Origin of the sequence: Pseudomonas sp. Irchel 3H3, assembly GCF_900187635.1 — a bacterium.
Lineage (GTDB): Bacteria > Pseudomonadota > Gammaproteobacteria > Pseudomonadales > Pseudomonadaceae > Aquipseudomonas.
This window is the reverse complement of the sequence record NZ_FYEC01000019.1, coordinates 20,746-43,147: the sequence shown is the minus strand read 5'-3', so window position 1 is coordinate 43,147 and position 22,402 is coordinate 20,746. Positions and strand designations below refer to the sequence as shown.

Sequence of the window (22,402 nt, the reverse complement as noted above, 5' to 3'; positions counted from 1 at the left end):
CAGTGCACAGACGGCGTCAGCAATCCCCACGCTTGCGAAACGCCCAGCGTCCGGCAATCACGGTAAAGCTGGCGACCAGCGCCACCAACACCCAGAATCCGTGCGGGTCGCCAGACAGCGGTACGCCGCCGACGTTCATGCCGAAGAAGCCGGCAATGATGTTGATCGGCAGGGCCAGTACGGTGACCACGGTCAGGGTGAACAGGGTGCGGTTGCTCTGTTCGTTGAGGTTGGCGGCGATTTCCTCCTGCAGCAGCTTGATCCGCTCGCCCAGGGCCGTGAGGTCGTTGATGATCAGCGCAAATTCTTCGGTGGATTTGCGCAACTCCTTGACGTCGTCCTTCTGCAACCACTGCGGCGGACGGTTGAGCAGGCGCAGCAGGGAACCGGGTTCCAGCGCCAGCAGGCGTTGCAGGCGCACCAGCACGCGACGGTTGGCACCGAGTTCGGCACGGTTGGTGGACAGTCGCGAGGACAGCAACTGGTCCTCGACCTGATCCACGCTGAGGCTGGTCTTGCGCACGATCTGGGTCAGCACCTCGCCCTGGTCGCGCAGCAGATGCACCAGCAACTCCAGGGGGGAGCGAAAGCGCTCACCGGCCTTGACCGAGGAGCGCAGTTTGTCCACCGAGTGCAGCGGTTGCAGGCGTGCGCTGATGATCAGCCGACTGCGGGCGCAGACCCACAGAGTCGAGACATCCGATGACACCAGGTTGCTGAGGTTGAACACCACATCGTTGACCACCGCCAGCAAGGCCGAGTCGACGTGCTCGATGCGGGTCGAGCGCGAGCCCTCATGCAGGGCTTCGAAGAATTCTTCGGGTAATGCCAGGTGCGCTTTCATCCAGCGCTCGCAGGCCGCGTGGGCCAGGTTCAGGTGCAGCCAGAGAAACTCATCGGCACTGTCGGGCTGTTGCAGGCGCTGCAGGGCCTGGGCCGAGGTGATTTCCCGAGCGGGTTCGCCGGGGCGAAAGCTGAACCCGTAGAGCAGGCCAAAAAGATCGGCGTCGCGGTGGCGTTGGTCGATGCTGTGGTTCATGGCGTCTCCGGCCGCCATGCAATTCACAGCGGCGCTTGAGCGGCATCATGGCAAGCCAATCTGACCGTTTCGTGACGCTTTGACGAACGGCGGACGAGGCTCTAAACCGCTGGTCAGCGCGATTCAAGAAATCCTCGTCAGGGCCGATGACGGCTAGGCTGGTCTGTGCACTTCGGTGTCCGCCTTATTCCTGTCATGAGATATCACTCGATGTTTTTGCAAAAATCCCTGAGAGCCAAAATCCTCGCGTTGCTGAGCGGTAGCCTGTTGGCGATGTTGTTGATCGCCCTGGCCAGCTTTCACTTCCTCTCCGCCGGGGTGCAGAGTTACCGCAACCTGATCGAAGGTCCCCTGCATACCTCGCAGTTGATCGATGAGGCCAACCTGCAATTCAAGGTGCAGGTCCAGGAGTGGAAAAACGTGCTGTTGCGCGGCAAGCAACCGGCTGAAGGGGACAAGTACTGGGCGCAGTTCCAGGCGCGCCAGGGCGACGTGCAGAACATCCTTGGCGAACTGGTGCGCCAACCCGGGCTCGAGCCCGCGCTGAAGGCGCGCATCGACAGTCTGCGTGAGGCCCATCGAGTCCTGGGTGGCGCCTACCAGCAAGGTCGCGCGGCGTATCTGGCGGCGGGTGCCGATCCAGCCGCCGGCGACATTGCGGTCAAGGGGGTGGACCGTGCCACCAGCGAGCAGATGAGCGAGCTGGTCAGTGAGTTGCGCCAGCGCGGCAACCAGCAATCACTGCAGATCAGCGCCAGTGCCGAGCGCACCGTGTTGCTGGGAATGGTGGTGATGCTGGTCTCGGCGCTGCTGATCGGGCTGTTCAGCCTGTGGCTGGTCAATCGTCATCTGGTGGAGCCGATCCGCCAATTGATCGACTATGTTGCCCAGTTGAGCCAGGGCCGATTCAGCGCCCGGGTCGCCAGTGATCGGCAGGATGAGCTGGGTCGCCTGGCGGTCGCCGCCAACACCCTGCGCGACTTTCTCGCTGAAACCTTTGCCCGCCTGCAGCGCAGTGCCACGGACCTGGACAGCGCCAGCGGCGAACTCAATTCCATCGCCGGGCTGATGTCCCAGGGCACCAACGAGCAGTTCAGCCGCACCGATCAGGTGGCGACCGCGATGAACGAAATGTCCGCCACCGCCCAGGAGGTTGCGCGCCATGCCGCCGCTGCCGCGCGTGCGGCGGATGATGCGGACCAGTCGGCCCAGCAGGGGGAACTGGTGATGCAGAGCACCATTGATTCGATCACCCAGATGCGCGGGGAAATTGCCAACACCGCCACCGTGATCCGCCGCCTGGAAACCGACAGCGGGCGTATCGGCAAGGTCCTGGAAGTGATCCGCGGGATTGCCGAACAGACCAATCTGCTGGCGCTCAACGCGGCCATCGAAGCGGCGCGCGCCGGTGAAGCCGGGCGCGGTTTTGCCGTGGTCGCCGATGAAGTACGCAGCCTGGCCCAACGCACGGCGGCCTCGATCATCGAGATCAACCAGATCATCCAGAGCGTGCAGACCGGTGCCGTGGACGCGGCACTGGCGATTGAAAGCGGTCAGTCGCGCAGCAACGAGAGTGTCGAGCAGGTGACCCAGGCCGGGCTGATGCTGGAGCGCATCACCGAGTCGGTGGAAGCGATTCGCGACATGAACCGCCAGATCGCCACCGCAGCCGAGGAGCAGACCTCGGTGGCCGAGGATATTTCACGCAACCTGACCGAGATCACCAGCATCGCCAGCACCAACCTGGACAACGTGCAGCGCACTGAAGCGGCGAGCAATAACCTGCACGGTTTGTCTGGCCAACTCAATGCAGTGACGGCGCGCCTGAGTGCCTGAGGCGTTGGCCGCTCAGTGCTGGGCAGTGAGCGGCAGGCTGAAGGTGAACAGGGTGCCGTCCTGTTCAGAGGAGGTCACCTGGAGGTCACCGGCATGGGAGCGGGCGATCTGGCTGGCAATGTACAAGCCCAGGCCGAGGCCGGCCTGGGGTGTTCCGCTGGCCGGTCTGGAGTAGGGCTGGAACAACTGGGGCAGGACTGATTCGGCAATCTGGCCCTGGTTTTTCACCTGGAGCACAAAACGTCCCTGCTCGACCTGTGCGCTGACTTCAATGGTGCCATCGGCGGCGCCATGGACGACCGCGTTGGCGACCAGGTTGGAGAGCAGTTGTGCGACTCTTTCGCGGTCACAGTGAATGGCTGTCAGCTCGCCAAAACGGGCGACGATCTGGCGCTGCGGATGGACGCAACGCACTTCGCTGATCACCTGCTGCAGGGTTTGTTCGAGGTCCGGGCAGGCGGCGATCACCACCGGAATCCCGCCACCCATGCGCCCACGGGCAAAGTCGAGGATGTCCTCGACCAGCTGCGAGGCCCGGCGTCCGCTGTCGAGGATGTGTTGGAGCAGGGTGTCGGTGGTCGGGTTGGGATGTTTGTGCAACACGCGTTCGGCAGCCATGGTGATGGCAAACAGCGGGTTGCGCAGGTCATGGCCGAGCACGGCGATGAACTGTTCACGCAACTCGGCCGAGTGGCGTTCCTCGCGTAGCTGGGCCTCGGTTTGCTGCAGGTTCTCTTCGGCCTCGATCTGCAACGACAGCAGGCGCGCAAAAGATTCCACGGTGCTCTGGATGGTGCTGGACCTGAGCTCGGCGGGATTGGGGTCGAGTGCGCAAATGGTGCCGAAGAAACGTCCATCGGTGCGGAACACCGGCACCGAGATGTAACTTTCGAACTGGTACAGCCTGGGGGTGTGGTGCTGGCAATACAGGGGATCGTCACTGGCCTTGTCGATCACCACCGGCAGATGGCTGGCGCGAACCTGGTGGCAGAGGGTGCTGGCAATGTCCAGTTCGCCGCCCACCAACAGGCCGAAATCCAGCTGGTCGAGCACCGCACAGGCGGTCCAGGAGGTTCCGGTGACCCGCGCCACCGCCGCGAAACGCAGGCCGGTCATGTCTCGAATGACCTGGAGCATGGCGGGCACTGCACTGATGCGACCGATGGTCGCGATATCGGCTGCCACTGTTGGGCTCATGGGCCAAGGGTCTCTGCAAAGGGGGGCTGGTCGGAGTCTAGCCAACCAGCGTACGCCTTGTGCAGTTTTGAGGTGTGGCTATTTCGTCCACGTAAAAAAGCCGCACATCCCAAAGGTTGTGCGGCTTTTTTACAGCGTGTTTTTACTTGTCTTGCACGTTGCTCAGGACTGCGCCGGTCTTGGCGTCGAGCTTGACGTCCCACTCGACATTCTTGGCATCACGGATTTCCACTTCGTAGACATAGGCGCCGGTGGTGGCGTTATGGTCCAGTTCGGTGTCGGTGATGTTGGCCGCGGTGGTGCCTGGGTGTTGGGCGAGGGCCGCCTGGTTGAGCTTTTCAAAGTCCATGACGGTGCCGGCCTTGAGCAGCCCCGGGATCTGGTCCGGGCGCACGTCAGCCATGGCGAAACCGGCGGTCAGGGTCAGGGCAGCGGCGGTGAACAGGGTGGTCAACTTTTTCATGGGGTCATTCCTTGGTTGAGCTGTTTAAGTGGGATCAGGTTAACCGGCGCAACTTAATTGATCCTTAATCCACGCCGGCCGCGCTTTGCGCCATTTGTTCAATCCTCGCATATCAAAGCGTTTCATGCTGGACCCACGTCAAGGGAGGTTCATATGAAACGCTGGTTAACAACGCTGTATGCCCCGGTTTTCCTGGGTGGATTCCTCGCTCTCGGTATCGCTGTGGTCGGTGTCGCAGGCCGTTCGTCCGGGTGGCTGCTGGTGATTTTTCTCTGTGCCCTGCTGGTGTCGTTCCTGGCCGAACGGGCGCTGCCGTATGAACCGCAGTGGAACCGCAACCAGGGTGATGGCTGGCGCGATGTGGCCCATGCACTGGTCAACGAAGCCTGCAATGGGCTGGCGTTGCTGATTTTACCGGGGCTGGTGGCGCTGTTGTCGTTCGAGGGCCTGTGGCCCGGCAGTTGGCCGCTGTGGGGGCAGTTGCTGCTGGCGATCGGGATTGCCGATGCGGGCGTCAGCCTGACCCACTACGTCAGTCACCACGTGCCCTGGATGTGGCGGTTGCATGCGGTGCATCACAGTGTCCAGCGGCTCTATGGCTTCAACGGCTTGATGAAACATCCGCTGCACCAGATGCTCGAGGCGGCGGTGGGGTTTTTGCCCTTGATCGTGCTGGGTATTCCGCTGGACGTGGCCTTGCTGCTGGCGTTCGCCATCAGTCTGCAGTTGCTGTTGCAGCACTCCAACGTCGACATGACCCCGGGAGTGTTGTCCCAGGTGTTCGCCTGGGCGCCGGTCCACCGCCTGCATCACATGAAGTACGGTGCAGCGGGCAATGTGAATTTCGGTCTGTTTTTCAATCTGTGGGACCGTTTGCTCGGCACTGCCCTGCACGCCAGCGCGTATTCGATCAGGCAGGGTGAATTGGGGATTGGCAATCGCGCGGATTATCCCCAGGGGTATGTCGAGCAACTGCTGGAGCCGTTCAAGCCCGAGCAATTCACTGACGAGCCGCAGGTGCCAGAGGCGTTGCGTCGCTAACGGCTCAGTCGAGCAGGCGGATATCCAGGCCGTGCAAGCCCTGGCTGGCGGTCACCCCGAAGATTTTCTTCAGGCTGCGCGACAGGTGCGCGGCGTCGGCGAACCCCGCATCGTGGGCGGCCACTGTGAGATTGCTGCCAGACAGCATCAGCGCCATGGCCAGGCGCAGACGGCGCCAGAGCACCAGGCGCCGAACGGGTAGGCCAACCTGGCGGGCGAACAGCCGTTCGAGTTGGCTCAGGGAAACATGGGCCTGCGCGGCCAGGGATGCCGCCGAGACCTTGCCTACCAGCAAGCCATCCAATGCCTGCAGGGCACGGCCGATGCGTGGGTCGTTGAAAGGGCGCCGTGGGCACTGCAGCACAGCCTGGGCAATGGCCGGCAAGGACGGCTCGACGTCGGCCAGGCAGTCCTGCAGGGCCTGGGCCTCGAACATCAAGGGCTCGGCGTAGATACACAGGACGTTGTCCGAGCCGTGCATGATGGCGTGCGTGCGCAGTGATTCGATAAACAGTCGGTCGGTGACCTGGGGGGTACCCTCCAGGCTGACCTGTAGCGGTTGGCCGCCAGCGATGATCAACTGATGGGCGTAGTGCGCATGGGGCGCGGTGCGCCCCAATCTGCCGTGGACCAGGCCATAGTCGCGGCCCAGCCACAGTTGGCCTTTCCACTCGTGCTCGTTGCTCACTCAGTAGCCGTTGCGTTCAAGCAACTGGGCCACGCTGCCGGTTGCCGGGCGCTGGTAGTACTTGAGCAGTTCGCTGGCGCGGTTGGTGAAGATGCCGTCGACTCCGGCGTCCATCACTTTCTGGAAGTCGACGTCTTCGTCGATGGTGTAGACGTGCACCAGCAGGCCCTGGTCGTGGGTGTACTGGTTCATCCAGGGCTGTACGAGGTTGGCATAACTCTGGTCACCGAGGTGCGTCAGGGTCGCGGACGGGCCCGTGCCGATTGCGCCCTGGGCCTTGGCGTAGTCGACCCATTGCTCGAAGGCGGCGTGGTCCTTGGGTTGCTGCCTGGCATAGAAGGTGGCCTTGTCCTTGTCTCCGGACTCGGCGAACTTGACCTTGGACTTGGGCTCGATGCTGCCCTCGGCGACCCACAGCAGCAGGATCTTCGGCACCTGGGGCATTTCCTGGTGCAGCATCTGCAGGCTGTTTTTGTCGAAGGTCTGCAGCACGACCTTGCCTTTGCCCTGGCCCACACCCAGCGCGCTCTTGGCCAGTTTGGAGCCGGCTGGGCTGAGCCAGCCGCGGTCTTGCAGCTTGTCCTTGAGGTCGCGTTCGATCCCCGGGAATTGCTGGGGCTCCTTGGTCTCGATGTATAAGCCGGGTTTGTGCAGCGGGTTGCCTTGGGCGATGTCGATGACTTCGTCCAGAGTCAGGATTTTCAGGCCTGCATACGCAGGGCGGGCGCGATCGGGGTAGGCGCTGTTGAACCAGCTGCCAGCATCGAGGGTTTTCAGCTCGGCGAGGGTGAAGGCGTTGGCCGGGCTGTCCTTGCGATCGGGGAATTTGCTGGCAACGTCGGTGGTGCGTTGCAGGTCGTCGTCGTGCAGGGCGAACAACACGCCGTCCTTGCTGCGTTGCAGGTCCAGTTCCAGGTAGTCGGCCCCCAGGTCGCGCGCCAGTTTGTAAGCGGCGGCGGTGGATTCCGGGGCATCGAAGGAGGCGCCGCGGTGGGCGATCACGGCCGGGTGCGGGATGCCGTTGGCGGTGGCCAGCGCGTTCGGACCGGGTTGGCTGAGAGCCTGTGCCTGGCCGACGCCGAGCATCAGGCTCAGCAGCAGGGCGCTGTGGGTGAAGTTGACAGGCATGGTCGAGGTCCTTTCGTCAGTCGTTTTGCAAAGGACTACCTTTTAACAACTGAGCGACAGTTGTGCTATCGCAGCACCGACATAAACCCCGCTCCAGACGCTTTTTCCGCGCTTTTGTGCGCGACTTTGCAGTATTCTTGGCCCCGGCAGTTTCCCCGGCAGAGGGAAACCCGGATGCTTGCCCTGCGTGTAAACCATTGATCAGCGGTCCATTGGGACCTTTCGTGAGGTTTATCATGCGCATCACTTCGCAACTCATCTGCCAGGCCGCCGACCAACTCCACGGCTTTGTCGGCCTCAACCGCAAGACCGGTCAGTACATCGTGCGCTTCAGCGAAGACTCGTTCGGCATGGACGTCGCCGATGACGGCATCATCCCCACCAGCGAGTTCGTCTGGGCCCCAGGCCCGGATCAGGCCATGACCCTCAAGCGCCAATTGATCCAGCTGTTGCTGGATCAGAACATCGACGACCGAATCAACATCAGCGAGCCTCTGCGGGTATACATGCGCCGCGCCGATGTGCCGGAGATTTCGGCGCTGCGCCAGCGGGTGCCGGCTTAGGTTGCGAAGGCATACGAGCGCTCGACCTTGCACACCCTAGTGTGAAACGCCTGATACCAGGTGGCGCGGCCTTGCTCGCGGACGGCACTGTGTTCGGCGTGGCGCTTCCAGGCGAGGATCGCCGCTTCGTCGCTCCAGTAGGAAACCGTGATGCCCAGGCCATCCTCACCACGTGCTGATTCCACGCCGAGAAACCCCGGTTGCTCGCGGGCCAGCTCGACCATGCGCTGGGCCGCCTGGTCGTAGCCTTGATCGCCTGCCGTGCGCAGCGAGGTAAAGATCACCGCGTAATAGGGGGCGGCTGGGGTGCTGGCGATCATCGCGGATTCCTCGCGCAGGCCTCGACAAAGGCGTTGACCAAGGGCGGTAACCGGCCCTTGAGCGCAGCCCGTTCGGGTTGAAACAGGCTGGCGACGAAGAACGGATGGCCCTGCAATTCGATGACCCGCAGATCACCTCCAGAGTCATGGCCCGTGGCGCGCAGGCCGTGGCTCTGCAGGGCGTCGGCGAACTCGGGGTTGATCCCGTACCGGCAGCGGTAGCCTTCGCTGATGTGCTGGCTGGCGTAGGCCGCGGCAATCAGCGAGCCCTCGCGCAACTGGATGCTGTCGACGGCCTCGACCAAGGCGCAAGCCAGGGGCGTGATCACGGCGCGCGTGGCTTCGGGCGAGGTTTCGCCATGCTCGGCATCGGTCCAGCCCAGGACATGGCGGGCGAACTCCAGCACCGCGTGTTGAAATCCACCGCAGGTGCCAAGGAACGGCCGCTGCGCTTGCCGGGCAAACTGAATCGCCCGCAACGCACCGTCGGTGTTGCGGTAAGGGCTGGCGGGCACGCACCAGAAGCCGTCGAAGTCGCTGAAGTGGGTCTGGCTGTCGATCCGCTCGGTGGCCAGCCACTGCGACTGTACGTCCCGCCCCAAGTGTTGGGCGGCCAGGTTCAGGGCCAGGGGAGTGGCCTGGTGGGCGAGGACCTGCGGGTCGTAGTCGCCGATCAGGGCAATGCGCAGGTGGGCTGGATTGGACATGGCGTCTCCAAGACTTGTCGGTGGTTGGGGGGCACTATAGATTGGCGTTCACGCAATCAATATTGGCGTTTACCCAAGTGATCAATGCAGCTACGCACTATCAACTGGACTACCCCGACCTGGTGCTGGTCCTGGCGTTGGTCCGCGGCGGTTCGCTGGCCCGAGCCGCCGCGTTGCTCAAGGTTGACGTCTCGACGGTGTTTCGTGCGGTCCGGCGCCTGGAAGCCGGCTTGGGTCAGGCGCTGTTCGAGAAAAGTCGCGCCGGCTACTTGCCCACCAGCCTCGCGCAAACCCTGGCCGAGCAGGCCGAACGTGCCGAACAGGCGCTGGATGCGGCGCGGGTCGGGGTGGAGCAAGGCGGCGAAGTCATCAGCGGCACGGTGCGCCTGACCTGCACCGACTCGGTCCTGCACGCTTTGTTGTTGCCAGCCCTGGCGCAGTTCATGCCGGGCTATCCGGCGTTGACCCTGGAGCTGAGCACCTCCAACGACTTTGCCAACCTCAGCCGCCGCGATGCTGACATTGCCCTGCGCCTGACCCGGGCGCCACCAGAGCATCTGGTGGGCCGACGCCTGGCGACCGTGTCCTATCGGGTGTGCGCCAGCGTGAATTACCTGCAGTCGGTCGATCCGGGCGACCTCGCACGCCTGAGCTGGATCGCGCCGGATGACTTCCTCCCGGACCATCCCACCGTCACCTGGCGACGCCAGCAACTACCGGGCGTGCAGCCGAGCTATCGCTGCAACAGCATGCTCGCGGTGACTGAGTTGGTGCGGGCGGGGTTGGGGGTCGCGGCCTTGCCGGACTTTCTGATCGATCCAGGCCAGGGGCTGCGCCCGCTGACCGAACCCTTGATGGGCTACGACACCAGCCTGTGGTTGCTGACCCGTCCGGACTGCCGCGCGCTGCGCTCGGTAGTGACCCTGTTCGATGAGCTGGCGCGGGCCATTCGTTTGCCCGCCTAGGGTAGCGTCAGGCTTGGGGTGGTTGCTGGCCCAGGACGTGCTGATGCACCTGTGAGGTGAGGTTTTCAATGCGCTCGGTCAGGGTCTTGGTCATTTCTGTGAGTCGGGTGTTCTGTTCCAGCAGTTCCAGCAATTGGGCGGCATTCTGCGCCGCTTGCGCCTGGCGTTCGGCATTGGCCACGGCCAGCGCCTCTCGGTGTTGCGCGTCGGCATCGGACTGGGCCTTGTCGCGCGCGGCCTGACGGGTTTGCGCCAGCAGGATCAAAGGCGCAGCGTAGGCCGCCTGCAGGCTGAATGCCAGGTTGAGCAGGATGAATGGGTAGACATCGAAGCGGGTCACCCCAGTAACGTTGAGGACGATCCAGGCGGCGACGATCAGGGTCTGGGCACCGAGAAAGGTCGGCGTGCCGAAAAAGCGCGCAAAGGCCTCGGCTTTCAAGGCGAAGGTATCGTTACCGAAGGTCGCGGCCAGATGCGCATGGGGACGGTGAAAACGCAGGTGGTCGACGGGGGCTGCGGGGGATGTCGGCGTTTTGGTTGGGTTCATGAGGGTCTCTGCAGGGCCGGGGGGACTGAGGTTCACTATAACCCCCACGGTGCTGCACTCATGCCGGATCTGTGGTGCTGGCGTGGGCGCTGCTGGTTCTGTTGCGACCATTGCTCTTGGCACTGTACAGCGCCTTGTCGGCAGCCTCGAGCCACTGCCCGGCCTCGCTGAAATTCGTCTGATAGGTGGCCAGGCCAATGCTCAGGCTGACCTTCAACTGCGCGATGGCAGGGTGGCGATAGTCGGCGAAGACCAGGCGTAGACGCTCCATCACCTCGATGGCCTGGTCCTGGGGCAGGTTCGGCAGAATCACACAGAATTCATCGCCGCCGTAGCGTCCCGCCAGGTCGTTTTGCCGCAGGTTGAGCTTGAGTTCGGCGCTGAGTTGGCGCAATACGCCGTCGCCGACAATATGCCCGTAGGTGTCATTGATGGCCTTGAAGTGATCGATGTCGATCAGGCCAATGGTGGCCTGGACTTGTTGCCGTTGGCACTCGTGGAAGCTGTCTTGCAGCAGGTCTTTCCAGGCGCCGTGATTGAGCAGGCCGGTCAGGCTGTCTGTGCGGCTCAAGGCACTCAGGGCGCGTTTGTGCTCGGACAGCTTGATCGTCAGTCGATAGCAGACCATGCCCACCGCAAGCGGGTAGAGGGTCAGCATCGGCAGGCAGGCATACACCTGGAGCTGGCTGACTTGCGGTGAGAAGCCGGCCCCCAGCAGCGCCCATGAAATGCCGATGCCCAGCAGTTGGGCGAGGCTGCCCTGGACCAACAGGCGCACCCCACCGGCGGCCACATTGTTCATGGCCATCATCGAGAGGATGGTCACGGTGGCCAGCGGGTTGAAGTGCATCGTCGCGGCCCAGAAACCGCCCAGCAACGAGTCGACCAGCAGGTTGCGACGTTCCGCCTGGTAGGGGAACGCGGAGCGGGTCGCCAGATGATAGGCCAGGTGCGCCCAGCACACGGCATTGAAGCCCAGCAGTACCCAGACCCAGGTGGGCACTCCCAAGGGATAAAGCGCCGCGGCGACACTGATGCAGCCAATGCCCAGGCCAATAATCCGCGGTTTATAGATACGTTTGGCAAATGACAGGCCTTTGCCACGTTGATTTTGCATAGCTCACTGCGCTCATGTCGCCCTGAAACACTTTGTGGTGTTTTACCCTGGGCTGCGATCCATCGAAGAAACAGGTCAATAGTGTCATTTATTGCAGATGCGATCATCAGCCAGATGATGGTCAGGTGCACGCACCCGGCACTTGCCCGCGGCATGACAGCGTAGTACAGGGTAGCTGGCGCGGCGGATCAGCGCTGATAACAGGCCAGGAACATGTCCAGCGCCGACTCGATGACAGTGCTCTGCATCTCGGCGGACAGAACTGGCTGGTTCATGGAGATCTGTGGCCAGAAGGCGAAAGCCTTGAGCATCCCATGCAACTGCTGGGCGGCGAAGTCGGGATCGACCGGCTTGAGTGTGCCATCAGCCTGTGCCGCACGAATCCAGGCGGTCAGGGCTTCCTCGCGTTCGCCGATGCGCAGGACAATGTCCTGGGCACGCTCGGGTGAGTGGATAGTGGCGGCGATAGCCACTCGAGCCAGGTCGAGGAAGCTGTTGTCTGCCAACAGTGCCAGTTTGCCGTGCAGTAGCTGCCCGAGTTGCTCACGCAGCGGTTGTCCGGGACTGTAGACGCTGTCTTCCTGGGCGCAAATGTTGGTCCACAAACGCTGGAGAATTTCGGCGAACAACTCTTCCTTGCTGGCAAAGTGGTTGTACACGGTGCGCTTGGATACCCCCGCCGTCGCCGCAATCTTGTCCATGCTGGTGATATCGAAACCGTTGCTACGGAATTCGCTGATCGCCGCCTGGACAATGGCTTCGCGTTTACGGTCGGTCAGGCGCTGGGGAGCTGTCATAAATACGCTTCGGCAGAGTGGGTGAGCACTTACACTCAGCAGTTTACTTATTCCAGGGTTTGTTGCAATCTTGAAACTACACCGTGCAGTGTAGTTGTGCGGTTAAAATTAGAGTTTGCGGCTGACGCGTGCGTGCATTGGCCCTTTATTGTCCGAAAAAGAAAATCACCGGCTACAGCGGTTTTTCTGGAGTCATTTGAACATGGCCACTTTCTCTTACCAGGCGGACAGCGCCACAGAACTGAAAACCTCCCGCCAGGAGCAGGGCCGCTACCGCAACCCTACAGCGGTACGCCAACCTGGCTTGCGCAAGACTGTGCAAATCTTCTGGAACATGTTGTTCAACAAACCGCGTAACACTCGGCCAGTCGGAGCGATTCCGGTGCAAGGCCTGACCCGCGAGCAGTTGCACAGCGCGCCCAACCACAGCGTGTTCCGGCTAGGCCACTCCACTGTCCTGCTGAAGTTGCGCGATAAGTTCTGGCTCACCGACCCGGTGTTCGCCGAGCGTGCTTCCCCGGTTCAGTGGGCCGGCCCCAAGCGCTTTCATCAGCCGCCGATCAGTCTTGATGAGTTGCCTGAGATCCAAGCAGTAATCCTGTCCCACGATCACTACGATCATCTCGACCATCAGACCGTCATCAAGCTGGCAGACAAGACCCGCCACTTCATCACACCGTTGGGCGTAGGTGAGACCTTGATCAAGTGGGGTGTCGATGCCAACAAGGTGCGTCAACTCGACTGGTGGGAAGGCACGCAGATCGACGGGATTCACTTCATCGCCACACCGTCCCAGCATTTTTCCGGTCGCGGCCTGTTCGATGGCAACAGTACCCTCTGGGCTTCATGGGTGATCATCGACGGCGACAAGCGCATCTTCTTCAGCGGTGACACCGGCTATTTCGACGGCTTCAAGGCGATCGGTGAACAGTTCGGACCCTTCGACCTGACGCTGATGGAAACCGGCGCCTACAACGTCGACTGGCCACTGGTCCACATGCAACCGGAACAAACCCTGCAAGCCCACATCGACCTCAAGGGGCGTTGGCTGTTGCCGATTCACAACGGCACCTTCGATTTGTCGATGCACGCCTGGCACGAACCTTTCGACCGTATCCTGGCCCTGGCCTGGGAACACAATGTGTCCATCACCACCCCACAAATGGGTGAAGCCTTCAACCTCAACCAGCCGCAACACGGGCAGGCTTGGTGGCTTGAGGTTGAAGAGCAGGGTGAGCAGGCAGTTGCCAATGGCTAGGGCTGGCAATACTTGAGCTGATCACTCGATCATCGCGAAATCCGCTCGCCCCACCGGATCCGGTGCCGATCCCCTGACGCTCATGCCCCGACCTGGGGCAAAACCGGGAAAGAACACCAGGCCCTCGGCCTCCAGCCGGTAGGCCAGGGCCAGGCGGGTGACGTCGAGCACTTCGGCGCCGGCTTCGAACCGCGCTATCGCTTCTACGCTGACCCCGGACTCGCGGGACAATTGCTCCAGTGACCAACCCAGCATCGCACGGGCCTGGGCGCTGTGTTTGGGGGTGAACTGGAACAGGGCGATACGTTCCAGGGTGATTTTCATCGCAATAGAGGCCATGGGTTTCTCCGGGCTCGAGAGTGGCAAATCAATTAGCACTGTGTTTTTGTACAGTTGTTTTGCGCCCGGATCAAACTCATTTTTTGATTGATGCGATATCGTGCGGTCGAGGCAGGCGCTAGACGCTTGTGCCGGTATTCGATGAATTGAGCGTCACGCCACGACTACTTGGCGTGCAACTGCGGCGCTTGCCGAATGATGAAGTGATCCAGATTCTCGATGTTGGCACTGAACACCCCGAACGTCTGCTCGGGGTTTTTCTTGCTTGGCACCTGCTTCAACTCCGGCGTCACGCCGTAGAAAAAGCAATACAGCTCCTGCTCGCTCTCGATGGCGTGCTTGATCTCCTCGAGGAACGCCTGGCGCTTGCGGTAGCTGTCGATCAGCTTCTTGCCCAGGTACAGGGTCACCGAGTAGGGCTTCTTCTCGAGCCAGGCCTTTTTCTCGAAGTCGATGCGAAAGCTCTGGGTGTAGTCCTTGATCTCCTTGATCCTGCCCCAGTAAATCAGGCCCTTGTTGTCCTGCAGGTATTCGATCTTCTTGAAGAACGAGGCGTAGGACGCCGTGTGCTCGCCAATCTTCAGCGGCATGCGCTTGAGCAGGTCCTTGTTCTCGAAATTGGAAACGAAACACTCCACCGGATGGGCAAACACGCTGGTCTTGTCTGGCGTTGACTCTGCTATCGGGTGCTCGCCCTGGCTGATGTACGGAGTCGCTGGCATCTGATCCTGCACCCTGTCGGCAGTCACCTCGGTGCTAGCGGGCATGCGCACATACTGACGCCGGGTCAGCAACAGTTCTGACGGGAAATGCTCCTCAATCCCGTCATCCGTTTCCACTCCCTCGGTACTCGACGTCTTCAGGCTGACATACGGACAGCCCTCCACATGCCGGGTGCTGGGCACATTCTTGAAATGTGGCGTGCGGATGTAGTTCACGCTCTTGGCATTGATCGTCCCCAGCACATTGGTGGTTCCAAAGGCCAAGCGGCAGGCATCGTTGGGGCACTGGAAGTGTTCCTTCGCAGAGTCGAACGCCATCGTCTCGTCAAAATACAGGTCCCGCACGTCATAGATCGACAGCTTGGCGTCGAGGCTGATGCAGTAGGCGAGGTCGAATTTCATGGCGGCGCGAGTCCTGGAGGGGAGAGGTATTAATAGCGGGATGCGCTGATGGTTTTCAACCCTGGCACAGCGATGTAGGAGCAAGGCTTGCCCGCGGTTGCCGTTATCAGTGGAGCAACCAGTAAAGGCTCACAAAAAAGCCCTGGAGGCATTATGCATCCAGGGCTCTTTAAGATCATCGACTCAGCAGTGATGAGCGTCAGGAATCAATCCCAGCTCAATGCCCCGCCAGTCTGATATTCAATAACCCGAGTCTCGAAGAAGTTCTTCTCTTTCTTCAAGTCCATGATCTCGCTCATCCATGGGAATGGGTTGGTGGTGCCTGGGTACTCTTCCTTCAAACCGATCTGCGACAGGCGACGGTTGGCGATGAACTTGAGGTAGTCCTCCATCATCGCCGCGTTCATGCCCAGTACGCCGCGCGGCATGGTGTCGCGTGCGTATTCGATTTCCAGTTGGGTGCCCTGCAGGATCATCTGGCTGGCTTCTTCCTTCATCTCGGCATCCCACAGGTGCGGGTTTTCGATCTTGATCTGGTTGATCACGTCGATGCCAAAGTTCAGGTGCATGGATTCGTCGCGCAGGATGTACTGGAACTGCTCGGCGACGCCGGTCATTTTGTTGCGCCGACCCATGGAGAGGATCTGGGTGAAGCCGCAGTAGAAGAAGATGCCTTCCAGAACGCAGTAGTAGGCGATCAGGTTGCGCAGCAACTCTTTGTCGGTTTCGACGGTACCGGTTTCGAACTTCGGATCGGAGATCGAACGGGTGTACTTCAGGCCCCAGGTGGCTTTTTTCGCGACCGATGGGATCTCGTGGTACATGTTGAAGATCTCGCCTTCATCCATGGCCAGCGATTCGATGCAGTACTGGTAGGCGTGAGTGTGGATCGCCTCTTCGAACGCCTGGCGCAGGATGTACTGGCGGCATTCCGGGTTGGTGATCAGGCGGTACACGGCCAGAACCAGGTTGTTGGCAACCAGGGAGTCGGCGGTGGAGAAGAAGCCCAGGTTGCGCATCACGATGCGGCGCTCGTCGTCGGTCAGGCCTTCCGGGTTTTTCCAGAGGGCGATGTCGGCGGTCATGTTGACTTCTTGCGGCATCCAGTGGTTTGCGCAACCGTCCAGGTACTTCTGCCAGGCCCAGTCGTATTTGAATGGGACGAGTTGGTTGAGGTCGGCGCGGCAGTTGATCATGCGCTTCTCGTCGACCGCAACGCGGGCAGAGGCGCCTTCGAGTTCGGCCAGGCCTTCGGCGACGTCGAGTTTGTCGAGGGCAGCCTTGGCGCGAACGATCGCGGCCGAGTCGCTGGCAGTCACGGCGCGCGCTTCCAGCGCAGCAGCACCACCGGCGCTGTCGAGGCGGTCCATGTTGGCTTCTGTTGCGTGGCCAGCATTGGCGCCTTTGGCGACAACTTCGCCGTCTTCTTTATCGAATTCGTCCCAGCTCAGCATGACGTGTCGTCTCCTGCGTGAGGGCCAGTTGCCCGTGTGAAAACTCTGAAGGTCGGTTATTCACACGGCCTGGTGGCCGCGGTGGATCTAAAGGAATCGTTTGTTGCAGCGGTACGCAGGCAAAAAACAGAAATGTCTACGGGTGTCCTGAAGTCGCTGAAGGGCGGAGTCGACATGGTCAGCATCCGGCGATGGCTTCAGCACGGCTTTCACCCTCATGTAAGGAGGTGTTGCAGGCCCGATTTACCGGCGCATTATAGGTGTTTTTTACGGCTTGTGGTGCGACGAAGTAGCCCAGTTAGTGGCCATGAGGCCTGCTTTTTCGGACAGAGCGAGAGTTTATGGGGCTTTGGCCGGCATAGATTTTTTTTGCCGGGTATCGGTAAATTTTTGCCAACTGCAGCCAGCTGTCCCGCCAGCTCCACGCAAAGCCCGCCGGGGCGGGCGTGCGGCTCAATAAAACATCGTGCGCGAGTCTTCCAGTTCGGCACAGGGGATGGGCTTGTTCGGGTTGATCCCCAACCGTTTGAAGGCGGGCAGGCTGCTGATGTCGATCTGGGCCAGCGGGTGGTGGCTGCCCAGATGGGCATGCACGGTCGCCACTTGCACCAGGTCGACGTAGTCGACAGCCTCGGGCTGACGCTTGAAGTCCAGGTATTGCCCCGGCAGGTGGACCAGCATTTCCGGAAACTCCCAGACCTGCAGCAGCTTGTCGCCAAGCAGCGGGTGGATGCGCTCGATCACATGGTTGAGGCTGACCGGGTCCGAGAGCAGCTCATAGTGGTCTTGGGCGTAGGTCAGGATTGGCAGCACGCCGATCTGGTGTACCAGGCCACCCAGCGCCGCCTGGTCGGGCTTGAGCTGAGTGTGGCTACGGCACAACGAGTAGCTGATGCCGGCGATCTCCTGGCTCTTGCGCCAGACGTCGCGCATTTTCTGGCCGACCACATCGGAGCGGGCATGGAAGATCTGCTCGATGACCAGGCCGATGGCCAGGTTGCTGCTGTAGTTGATGCCCAGCCGGGTAATGGCCGTGTACAGGTCGGTGACTTCCTGGGCGCCGCGCAGCAGGGGGCTGTTGACCACTTTGATCAGGCGCGCCGACAGGGCGGTGTCGCGGCCGATGACTTTACTCAGGGTGGTGACGCTGATATCCGGGTCTTCGGCGGCCCGACGAATCTGCAGGGCCACTTCCGGTAACGTTGGCAGAACCAGGTCATCGTTATCGATGGCCTCAACCAAATCCTGTTGGACCTTTTCCGCCAGCTTGCTCATTTCGTTTCTCTAGGTGTTGCGACAAAGTACTGCGGATTAACGCTGGATCTCGCGATCGCGATCCAGTTGGTAAGGCAGTTCGAGCAGGTGCAGGGTCGGGCCTTCGAGCGCGCCCAGGTGCAGGTTGGCACCTTCGGCCGCTTCGGCTTGCAGCACTGCCAGCAGTTCGATGCCCTGTTCGGCGTGTGCGGCGAGGACCACTTCGCCAATGGAGCTGCCGTGGGTTGGCGCGAACAAGGCGGTGCCTGGCTCGGGCAAGTCGCTGGCGTCTAGTTGCAGGCGATACAGGCGGCGCTTGAGTTTGCCCAGGTACTGCATGCGTGCGACGATTTCCTGGCCGGTGTAGCAGCCTTTCTTGAAGCTCACGCCGCCTACCGCCTGCAGGTTGAGCATCTGCGGAATGAACAGCTCGCGAGTGGCGGGCATCACCTGGCCAATACCGGCGCGGATCTGGCCCAGCAACCAATCGTTGAGGCTGCCTTGCGCGAGGGTGCTCGAGAGTTGCGTCGCCAGGCTCTGTGCCTGTGCGGCCGGGGCCCAGAGTTCAGTGCGGCCAGGGGAGACCCGAATGGCGATCAGGCCGGCGTGGCGGGCGACCGAGTCGGTGTCTGGCGGCAGGTCGAGCCCCAGTGCCGTCAGTGCGGCATCGGCCTCTACCAGGCCAAAACGAACCCAGGCGGCGCTTTCATCAGTGAGTTTGGACTTGGAGAACACCGCGTACTTTTTCAGGTCGGCCAGTTGCGGCTCCAGCAACTCGCTGGCCATCGCCAGCAACACCCCGTCACCCTCCAGCAGGATGCGGAAGCTCGACTGCATGCGGCCCTTTTGGGTGCAGCGGGCGCCGAGGCTCGCCTGGGTGTCGCTCAGGTAGTTGAGGTTGCAGGTCAATTGGCCCTGAAGAAACTTGCTGGCATCGCTGCCGCGGACGGCGAGCACGCCTTCATGGGACAAGGTGCAGAAAAAAGCGGAATCAGCCATGGGTCATCGCAGGGTAAAAGGTCTGGAGGACATCATAAGGGGGTGCTCTGGAAATGGGTAGTTTACAAAAGTCTGGAGGCGCCCGACCAAAGCCGACTGTTCGACCGGGATCGGGGCTGTATACTTGCGCTCTATTTGAGGAGCGCTCCATGGTCGAAGATGTTGAACTCAATCGCCTCTATTGGCACAGCCGCCGCGGCATGCTTGAACTTGACGTGTTGCTGGTGCCCTTTGTCAAAGAGGTTTATGCGCACCTGAACCAGGTCGATCGCGACTGCTACGTCAGGTTGCTCGAATGCGAAGATCAGGACATGTTCGGCTGGTTCATGGAGCGTTCCGAATCGGAAGATCCCGAGCTGCAACGTATGGTCCGGATGATCCTGGATCGTGTCCAGCCCAAGTAGTTTCGAATGCCGCTGGCAGGCCTCACGGCAACTGCTGGCGGCCTATCTCCTGGCCCAGCTGTTCGCGCTGGGCTCGCTGTTTCTACTCGATATTGCCCTGTGGGCCCGCCTGGCAGGTGTCTTGCTGTGCCTGGCGCACGGCGCCTGGGTGTTGCCCCGGCAGATTCTCCTGACTCATCCCACAGCCTTCAGTGGCTTGCGCCGCGATGCCGATGGCTGGCAGCTGTGGAGCCGGGCCGGTGGCTGGCAGGCCGTGCAATTGCGCCCCGACAGCCTGGCCTTGCCGTTGATCGTGGTGCTGCGCTTTCGCCTGAGTGGCGAGCGCTGGGTGCGTTCGATCTGTGTGCCGCGTGATGCCCTGGCGCCGGATGTTCACCGGCGCCTGCGGGTACGGCTCAAGTTCAGTCGGCGTAGGTGGGCGGCACCAGGATAGTGTCTAGCGCTTGCGGCAACAGGTCCGGGTAGTCGAGGGTGTAATGCAGGCCGCGGCTTTCCTTGCGCTCCATGGCTGACTGGATCATCAGTTCGGCCACCTGGGCCAGGTTGCGCAACTCGATCAGGTCGCGGCTGACTTTATAGTTGCTGTAGAACTCGTCGATCTCGTCCAGCAGCAGGCGCACGCGGTGCTGGGCGCGCTGCAGGCGCTTGTTGGTGCGCACGATGCCGACGTAGTCCCACATGAACCGCCGCAGTTCATCCCAGTTGTGGGCGATGATCACGTCTTCGTCGGAGTCGGTGACCTGACTGGCGTCCCAGACAGGCAGGGCGCAGGGGATTGACACCTGGGGCAGTTGCGCAAGGATGTCCGCGGCTGCCGAGCGGGCGTAGACGAAGCATTCCAGCAGCGAGTTGCTGGCCATGCGGTTGGCGCCGTGCAAGCCGGTGAAGCTGGTTTCGCCGATGGCATAGAGGCCGGGGACGTCGGTGCGCCCCTGCTGGTCGACCATCACGCCGCCACAGGTGTAGTGCGCCGCAGGGACGACCGGGATCGGTTGGCGAGTTATGTCGATGGAAAATTCCAGGCAGCGCTCATAGACCGTTGGGAAGTGACTCTTGATGAAGGCTTCGGGCTTGTGGCTGATGTCCAGGTAGACGCAGTCGATCCCCAGGCGCTTCATTTCGTGGTCGATGGCCCGGGCCACGATATCCCGTGGTGCCAGCTCGGCCCGTGGGTCGAAGCGCTGCATGAAACGCTCGCCATTGGGCAGCTTGAGGTGCGCTCCCTCGCCGCGCAGGGCTTCGGTGATCAGGAAACTCTTGGCTTGCGGGTGGTACAGGCAGGTCGGGTGGAACTGGTTGAACTCCAGGTTGGCCACCCGGCAGCCCGAGCGCCAGGCCATGGCGATGCCGTCGCCACAAGCGCCATCGGGGTTGCTGGTATAGAGGTAGACCTTGGCCGCGCCACCGGAGGCGAGGATCACGAACCGCGCGCCGTAGGTGTCGACCTGGCCGGTGCCGCGATTGAGCACATAGGCACCAAGGCAGCGATCGCCTTCCAGGCCGAGGCGTTTTTCGGTGATCAGGTCAACGGCGACCCGTTGCTCCAGCAGTTCGATGTTCGGGCGTAGCCGCGCTTGCGCCAGCAAGGTGTTGAAGATTGCGGCGCCGGTGGCATCGGCGGCGTGAATGATACGCCGATGGCTATGACCACCCTCACGGGTCAGGTGGAACTCAAAACCGCCGTCTTCGGTGCCCGACTGTTCGTCGCGGGTGAAGGGCACGCCCTGATCGATCAGCCACTGTATGGCTTCGCGGCTGTGCTCTACCGTGAACCGCACCGCGTCTTCGTGACACAGGCCACCGCCGGCGTTGAGGGTATCGTCGACATGAGATTCAACGGTATCGGTATCGTCCAGCACGGCAGCAACACCGCCCTGGGCCCAGTAGGTCGAGCCGTTGGCAAGGTTGCCTTTGCTCAATACCGCAATGCGCAAATGATCAGGCAACGTCAGTGCCAGACTCAGACCGGCAGCGCCGCTGCCAATCACCAGAACATCGTGTTGAAACTGTTGGCTCATTTCAGGATTCCGCTCAAAGCGACCCGGGACGGGGTTGGCGCAAGACACCTGAATCGGCGAGTCGAGACAGCCACACAGCGCACTAGTATATAGAGGGGTGGATCGGCACAATAGCCGAGCCTTCGTGGCAATGTGAAACTACTGTGATGCAAAAGACGGATGCCTATATCGGGTGTTTTACCTCGTGAGGAGGCGAAATGCTCAAGTTTTCGGCGACAAACCCTGCTTTTTCGCTTCGTGGTTGCACATTGTTGGTTTCACCCGGCTATAAAGATTGGGAACTTTTGCCAAGGCCCTAAACTCAATAGAAGGTTGCCTGAAACGAGGGACGACGTCGGTTTCACGCAGGATCTGTGTTCCGGTCAATGCGTATGGATTCGACAACAAGATTATTCGCGCAGCCGGCCAAGCCGGTGCTGCGTTTTTCGTGTGTGCCAAATCAGCGCGCGCAGGAAACTTGCTTGGAGGGGGAGAACTTTTGCGAAAAGCCCGAGTCTATGTTTGCAAGCCTGAACGATTAGTCATGCAAGCCTCCTCCGAGCTTATCGAGGAGTGTTCATGCTAACCCAGGAAGAGGATCAGCAGCTGGTCGAACGCGTTCAGCGCGGTGACAAGCGTGCTTTCGATCTGCTAGTGCTGAAATACCAGCACAAAATTCTCGGGTTGATCGTGCGTTTTGTGCACGACACCCATGAAGCCCAGGATGTTGCGCAAGAGGCCTTTATCAAGGCTTACCGTGCACTTGGAAATTTTCGCGGGGACAGCGCGTTTTATACGTGGCTTTACCGCATTGCCATCAACACGGCGAAGAACTATCTGGTTTCACGCGGCCGCCGGCCGCCGGATAGCGATGTTAGCTCTGAAGATGCGGAGTTCTACGACGGCGATCACGGCCTCAAGGATCTCGAGTCACCAGAGCGTGCATTGCTGCGGGATGAGATCGAAGGCACCGTCCATCGAACCATTCAGCAACTGCCAGAAGATTTACGTACCGCTCTAACTTTACGTGAGTTTGATGGTCTGAGTTACGAGGACATTGCGAGCGTCATGCAATGTCCGGTGGGTACCGTGCGCTCCCGGATCTTCCGCGCTCGGGAGGCCATCGATAAAGCCCTGCAACCACTGTTGCAGGAAAACTAAAGAC

At 61.2% G+C, this 22,402-nt stretch carries 24 protein-coding genes and 1 pseudogene; 9 read left to right on the top strand and 16 right to left on the bottom strand.

Features of this window, described 5'->3' with window-relative positions:
• Positions 1–16: 16 nt before the first annotated feature.
• Positions 17–1,039 carry a transporter gene (locus CKW24_RS19430; protein WP_095169781.1) on the bottom strand — a complete coding sequence of 341 codons (1,023 nt, stop codon included), beginning with the start codon at positions 1,037–1,039 and terminating at the stop codon, positions 17–19.
• Positions 1,040–1,234: 195 nt separating this feature from the next.
• Here CKW24_RS19430 and CKW24_RS28695 point away from each other — a divergent pair.
• Positions 1,235–1,942, top strand: a pseudogene (locus CKW24_RS28695) (methyl-accepting chemotaxis protein); the annotation flags it as partial.
• Between the two features lie 165 nt (positions 1,943–2,107).
• Positions 2,108–2,875 carry a methyl-accepting chemotaxis protein gene (locus tag CKW24_RS28690; protein ID WP_371917600.1) on the top strand — a complete coding sequence of 256 codons (768 nt, stop codon included), beginning with the start codon at positions 2,108–2,110 and terminating at the stop codon, positions 2,873–2,875.
• Positions 2,876–2,887: 12 nt separating this feature from the next.
• Here the strand turns inward: CKW24_RS28690 and CKW24_RS19420 are convergent, their stop codons facing one another.
• Complete coding sequence (locus CKW24_RS19420; RefSeq protein ID WP_095169779.1) at positions 2,888–4,072, bottom strand: GAF domain-containing sensor histidine kinase; 1,185 nt, start codon at positions 4,070–4,072, stop codon at positions 2,888–2,890.
• Between the two features lie 142 nt (positions 4,073–4,214).
• Positions 4,215–4,535, bottom strand: coding sequence for a PepSY domain-containing protein (locus CKW24_RS19415; protein WP_095169778.1), 321 nt, complete (start codon positions 4,533–4,535; stop codon positions 4,215–4,217).
• 153 nt (positions 4,536–4,688) lie between these two features.
• Here CKW24_RS19415 and CKW24_RS19410 point away from each other — a divergent pair, with 153 nt between their 5' ends.
• On the top strand, positions 4,689–5,576 hold the full coding sequence (locus tag CKW24_RS19410) for a sterol desaturase family protein (RefSeq protein ID WP_095169777.1): 888 nt from the start codon (positions 4,689–4,691) through the stop codon (positions 5,574–5,576).
• Positions 5,577–5,580: 4 nt separating this feature from the next.
• On the opposite strand, the gene CKW24_RS19405 is transcribed toward CKW24_RS19410, so the two are convergent.
• Positions 5,581–6,264 (bottom strand): AraC family transcriptional regulator, encoded by a 684-nt coding sequence (locus tag CKW24_RS19405; protein WP_095169776.1) that lies wholly within the window; start codon positions 6,262–6,264, stop codon positions 5,581–5,583.
• On the bottom strand, positions 6,265–7,392 hold the full coding sequence (locus CKW24_RS19400; protein ID WP_095169775.1) for a glycerophosphodiester phosphodiesterase: 1,128 nt from the start codon (positions 7,390–7,392) through the stop codon (positions 6,265–6,267). It lies immediately after the preceding gene.
• A gap of 236 nt (positions 7,393–7,628) precedes the next feature.
• On the opposite strand from CKW24_RS19400, the gene CKW24_RS19395 reads away from it, so the two are divergent.
• Complete coding sequence (locus CKW24_RS19395; RefSeq protein WP_095169774.1) at positions 7,629–7,955, top strand: DUF2025 family protein; 327 nt, start codon at positions 7,629–7,631, stop codon at positions 7,953–7,955.
• Here the strand turns inward: CKW24_RS19395 and CKW24_RS19390 are convergent.
• On the bottom strand, positions 7,952–8,275 hold the full coding sequence (locus tag CKW24_RS19390; RefSeq protein ID WP_095169773.1) for an antibiotic biosynthesis monooxygenase: 324 nt from the start codon (positions 8,273–8,275) through the stop codon (positions 7,952–7,954). The genes CKW24_RS19395 and CKW24_RS19390 overlap by 4 nt on opposite strands.
• Positions 8,272–8,982, bottom strand: a complete 711-nt coding sequence (locus CKW24_RS19385; protein ID WP_095169772.1) for a CTP synthase — start codon at positions 8,980–8,982, stop codon at positions 8,272–8,274. The genes CKW24_RS19390 and CKW24_RS19385 overlap by 4 nt, the downstream gene beginning before the upstream one ends.
• 14 nt (positions 8,983–8,996) lie before the next feature.
• Here CKW24_RS19385 and CKW24_RS19380 point away from each other — a divergent pair, with 14 nt between their 5' ends.
• On the top strand, positions 8,997–9,947 hold the full coding sequence (locus tag CKW24_RS19380) for a LysR family transcriptional regulator (RefSeq protein ID WP_095169771.1): 951 nt from the start codon (positions 8,997–8,999) through the stop codon (positions 9,945–9,947).
• Positions 9,948–9,954: 7 nt separating this feature from the next.
• Here CKW24_RS19380 and CKW24_RS19375 read toward each other — a convergent pair whose 3' ends face one another.
• The 3 genes from CKW24_RS19375 to CKW24_RS19365 form a co-directional block, all read right to left on the bottom strand.
• The gene (locus CKW24_RS19375; RefSeq protein WP_095169770.1) at positions 9,955–10,494 is read right to left on the bottom strand and encodes a DUF1003 domain-containing protein; all 540 of its coding nucleotides are present in this window, start codon (positions 10,492–10,494) and stop codon (positions 9,955–9,957) included.
• Positions 10,495–10,552: 58 nt separating this feature from the next.
• Entirely contained in the window at positions 10,553–11,611 is a 1,059-nt protein-coding gene (locus CKW24_RS19370) for a diguanylate cyclase (RefSeq protein WP_095169769.1), read from the bottom strand.
• A 188-nt stretch (positions 11,612–11,799) separates the two neighbouring features.
• Positions 11,800–12,408: a TetR/AcrR family transcriptional regulator gene (locus CKW24_RS19365; RefSeq protein WP_095169768.1), complete on the bottom strand. Its 609-nt coding sequence runs from the start codon at positions 12,406–12,408 to the stop codon at positions 11,800–11,802.
• A gap of 202 nt (positions 12,409–12,610) precedes the next feature.
• On the opposite strand from CKW24_RS19365, the gene CKW24_RS19360 reads away from it, so the two are divergent.
• Entirely contained in the window at positions 12,611–13,666 is a 1,056-nt protein-coding gene (locus CKW24_RS19360; RefSeq protein WP_095169767.1) for an MBL fold metallo-hydrolase, read from the top strand.
• Positions 13,667–13,687: 21 nt separating this feature from the next.
• Here the strand turns inward: CKW24_RS19360 and CKW24_RS19355 are convergent, their stop codons facing one another.
• From CKW24_RS19355 to CKW24_RS19335, 5 genes are all read right to left on the bottom strand, one after another.
• Complete coding sequence (locus tag CKW24_RS19355) at positions 13,688–14,005, bottom strand: helix-turn-helix transcriptional regulator (RefSeq protein WP_095169766.1); 318 nt, start codon at positions 14,003–14,005, stop codon at positions 13,688–13,690.
• Between the two features lie 164 nt (positions 14,006–14,169).
• On the bottom strand, positions 14,170–15,129 hold the full coding sequence (locus tag CKW24_RS19350) for a hypothetical protein (protein WP_095169765.1): 960 nt from the start codon (positions 15,127–15,129) through the stop codon (positions 14,170–14,172).
• 206 nt (positions 15,130–15,335) lie between these two features.
• Positions 15,336–16,583, bottom strand: coding sequence for a ribonucleotide-diphosphate reductase subunit beta (locus CKW24_RS19345; RefSeq protein ID WP_095169764.1), 1,248 nt, complete (start codon positions 16,581–16,583; stop codon positions 15,336–15,338).
• 453 nt (positions 16,584–17,036) lie between these two features.
• The gene (locus CKW24_RS19340; RefSeq protein WP_095169763.1) at positions 17,037–17,858 is read right to left on the bottom strand and encodes an HDOD domain-containing protein; all 822 of its coding nucleotides are present in this window, start codon (positions 17,856–17,858) and stop codon (positions 17,037–17,039) included.
• Between the two features lie 36 nt (positions 17,859–17,894).
• On the bottom strand, positions 17,895–18,836 hold the full coding sequence (locus tag CKW24_RS19335; RefSeq protein ID WP_095169762.1) for a folate-binding protein YgfZ: 942 nt from the start codon (positions 18,834–18,836) through the stop codon (positions 17,895–17,897).
• A gap of 149 nt (positions 18,837–18,985) precedes the next feature.
• On the opposite strand from CKW24_RS19335, the gene CKW24_RS19330 reads away from it, so the two are divergent.
• On the top strand, positions 18,986–19,240 hold the full coding sequence (locus CKW24_RS19330) for a succinate dehydrogenase assembly factor 2 (protein ID WP_095169761.1): 255 nt from the start codon (positions 18,986–18,988) through the stop codon (positions 19,238–19,240).
• Positions 19,224–19,673: a protein YgfX gene (locus CKW24_RS19325; protein ID WP_095169760.1), complete on the top strand. Its 450-nt coding sequence runs from the start codon at positions 19,224–19,226 to the stop codon at positions 19,671–19,673. Before CKW24_RS19330 ends, CKW24_RS19325 begins: the two co-directional genes overlap by 17 nt.
• On the opposite strand, the gene nadB is transcribed toward CKW24_RS19325, so the two are convergent.
• The gene (gene nadB / locus CKW24_RS19320; RefSeq protein ID WP_095169759.1) at positions 19,642–21,258 is read right to left on the bottom strand and encodes an L-aspartate oxidase; all 1,617 of its coding nucleotides are present in this window, start codon (positions 21,256–21,258) and stop codon (positions 19,642–19,644) included. The two genes, CKW24_RS19325 and nadB, sit on opposite strands and share 32 nt — an antisense overlap.
• A 558-nt stretch (positions 21,259–21,816) precedes the next feature.
• Here nadB and rpoE point away from each other — a divergent pair.
• The gene (gene rpoE / locus CKW24_RS19315; protein ID WP_003172477.1) at positions 21,817–22,398 is read left to right on the top strand and encodes an RNA polymerase sigma factor RpoE; all 582 of its coding nucleotides are present in this window, start codon (positions 21,817–21,819) and stop codon (positions 22,396–22,398) included.
• The last annotated feature ends 4 nt before the right edge of the window (positions 22,399–22,402 follow it).

What these genes read in the sequence shown, in the direction of transcription:
- CKW24_RS19375 (WP_095169770.1), bottom strand. Translation starts at nt 10,494, where the DNA reads ATGAACCCAACCAAAACGCCGACATCCCCCGCAGCCCCCGTCGACCAC.
- CKW24_RS19340 (WP_095169763.1), bottom strand. Translation starts at nt 17,858, where the DNA reads ATGAGCAAGCTGGCGGAAAAGGTCCAACAGGATTTGGTTGAGGCCATC.
- nadB (WP_095169759.1), bottom strand. Translation starts at nt 21,258, where the DNA reads ATGAGCCAACAGTTTCAACACGATGTTCTGGTGATTGGCAGCGGCGCT.
- rpoE (WP_003172477.1), top strand. Translation starts at nt 21,817, where the DNA reads ATGCTAACCCAGGAAGAGGATCAGCAGCTGGTCGAACGCGTTCAGCGC.
- CKW24_RS19355 (WP_095169766.1), bottom strand. Translation starts at nt 14,005, where the DNA reads ATGGCCTCTATTGCGATGAAAATCACCCTGGAACGTATCGCCCTGTTC.
- CKW24_RS19430 (WP_095169781.1), bottom strand. Translation starts at nt 1,039, where the DNA reads ATGAACCACAGCATCGACCAACGCCACCGCGACGCCGATCTTTTTGGC.
- CKW24_RS19335 (WP_095169762.1), bottom strand. Translation starts at nt 18,836, where the DNA reads ATGGCTGATTCCGCTTTTTTCTGCACCTTGTCCCATGAAGGCGTGCTC.
- CKW24_RS19345 (WP_095169764.1), bottom strand. Translation starts at nt 16,583, where the DNA reads ATGCTGAGCTGGGACGAATTCGATAAAGAAGACGGCGAAGTTGTCGCC.
- CKW24_RS19420 (WP_095169779.1), bottom strand. Translation starts at nt 4,072, where the DNA reads ATGAGCCCAACAGTGGCAGCCGATATCGCGACCATCGGTCGCATCAGT.
- CKW24_RS19400 (WP_095169775.1), bottom strand. Translation starts at nt 7,392, where the DNA reads ATGCCTGTCAACTTCACCCACAGCGCCCTGCTGCTGAGCCTGATGCTC.
- CKW24_RS19360 (WP_095169767.1), top strand. Translation starts at nt 12,611, where the DNA reads ATGGCCACTTTCTCTTACCAGGCGGACAGCGCCACAGAACTGAAAACC.
- CKW24_RS19330 (WP_095169761.1), top strand. Translation starts at nt 18,986, where the DNA reads ATGGTCGAAGATGTTGAACTCAATCGCCTCTATTGGCACAGCCGCCGC.
- CKW24_RS19390 (WP_095169773.1), bottom strand. Translation starts at nt 8,275, where the DNA reads ATGATCGCCAGCACCCCAGCCGCCCCCTATTACGCGGTGATCTTTACC.
- CKW24_RS19410 (WP_095169777.1), top strand. Translation starts at nt 4,689, where the DNA reads ATGAAACGCTGGTTAACAACGCTGTATGCCCCGGTTTTCCTGGGTGGA.
- CKW24_RS19395 (WP_095169774.1), top strand. Translation starts at nt 7,629, where the DNA reads ATGCGCATCACTTCGCAACTCATCTGCCAGGCCGCCGACCAACTCCAC.
- CKW24_RS19370 (WP_095169769.1), bottom strand. Translation starts at nt 11,611, where the DNA reads ATGCAAAATCAACGTGGCAAAGGCCTGTCATTTGCCAAACGTATCTAT.
- CKW24_RS19385 (WP_095169772.1), bottom strand. Translation starts at nt 8,982, where the DNA reads ATGTCCAATCCAGCCCACCTGCGCATTGCCCTGATCGGCGACTACGAC.
- CKW24_RS28690 (WP_371917600.1), top strand. Translation starts at nt 2,108, where the DNA reads ATGTCCCAGGGCACCAACGAGCAGTTCAGCCGCACCGATCAGGTGGCG.
- CKW24_RS19350 (WP_095169765.1), bottom strand. Translation starts at nt 15,129, where the DNA reads ATGAAATTCGACCTCGCCTACTGCATCAGCCTCGACGCCAAGCTGTCG.
- CKW24_RS19415 (WP_095169778.1), bottom strand. Translation starts at nt 4,535, where the DNA reads ATGAAAAAGTTGACCACCCTGTTCACCGCCGCTGCCCTGACCCTGACC.
- CKW24_RS19365 (WP_095169768.1), bottom strand. Translation starts at nt 12,408, where the DNA reads ATGACAGCTCCCCAGCGCCTGACCGACCGTAAACGCGAAGCCATTGTC.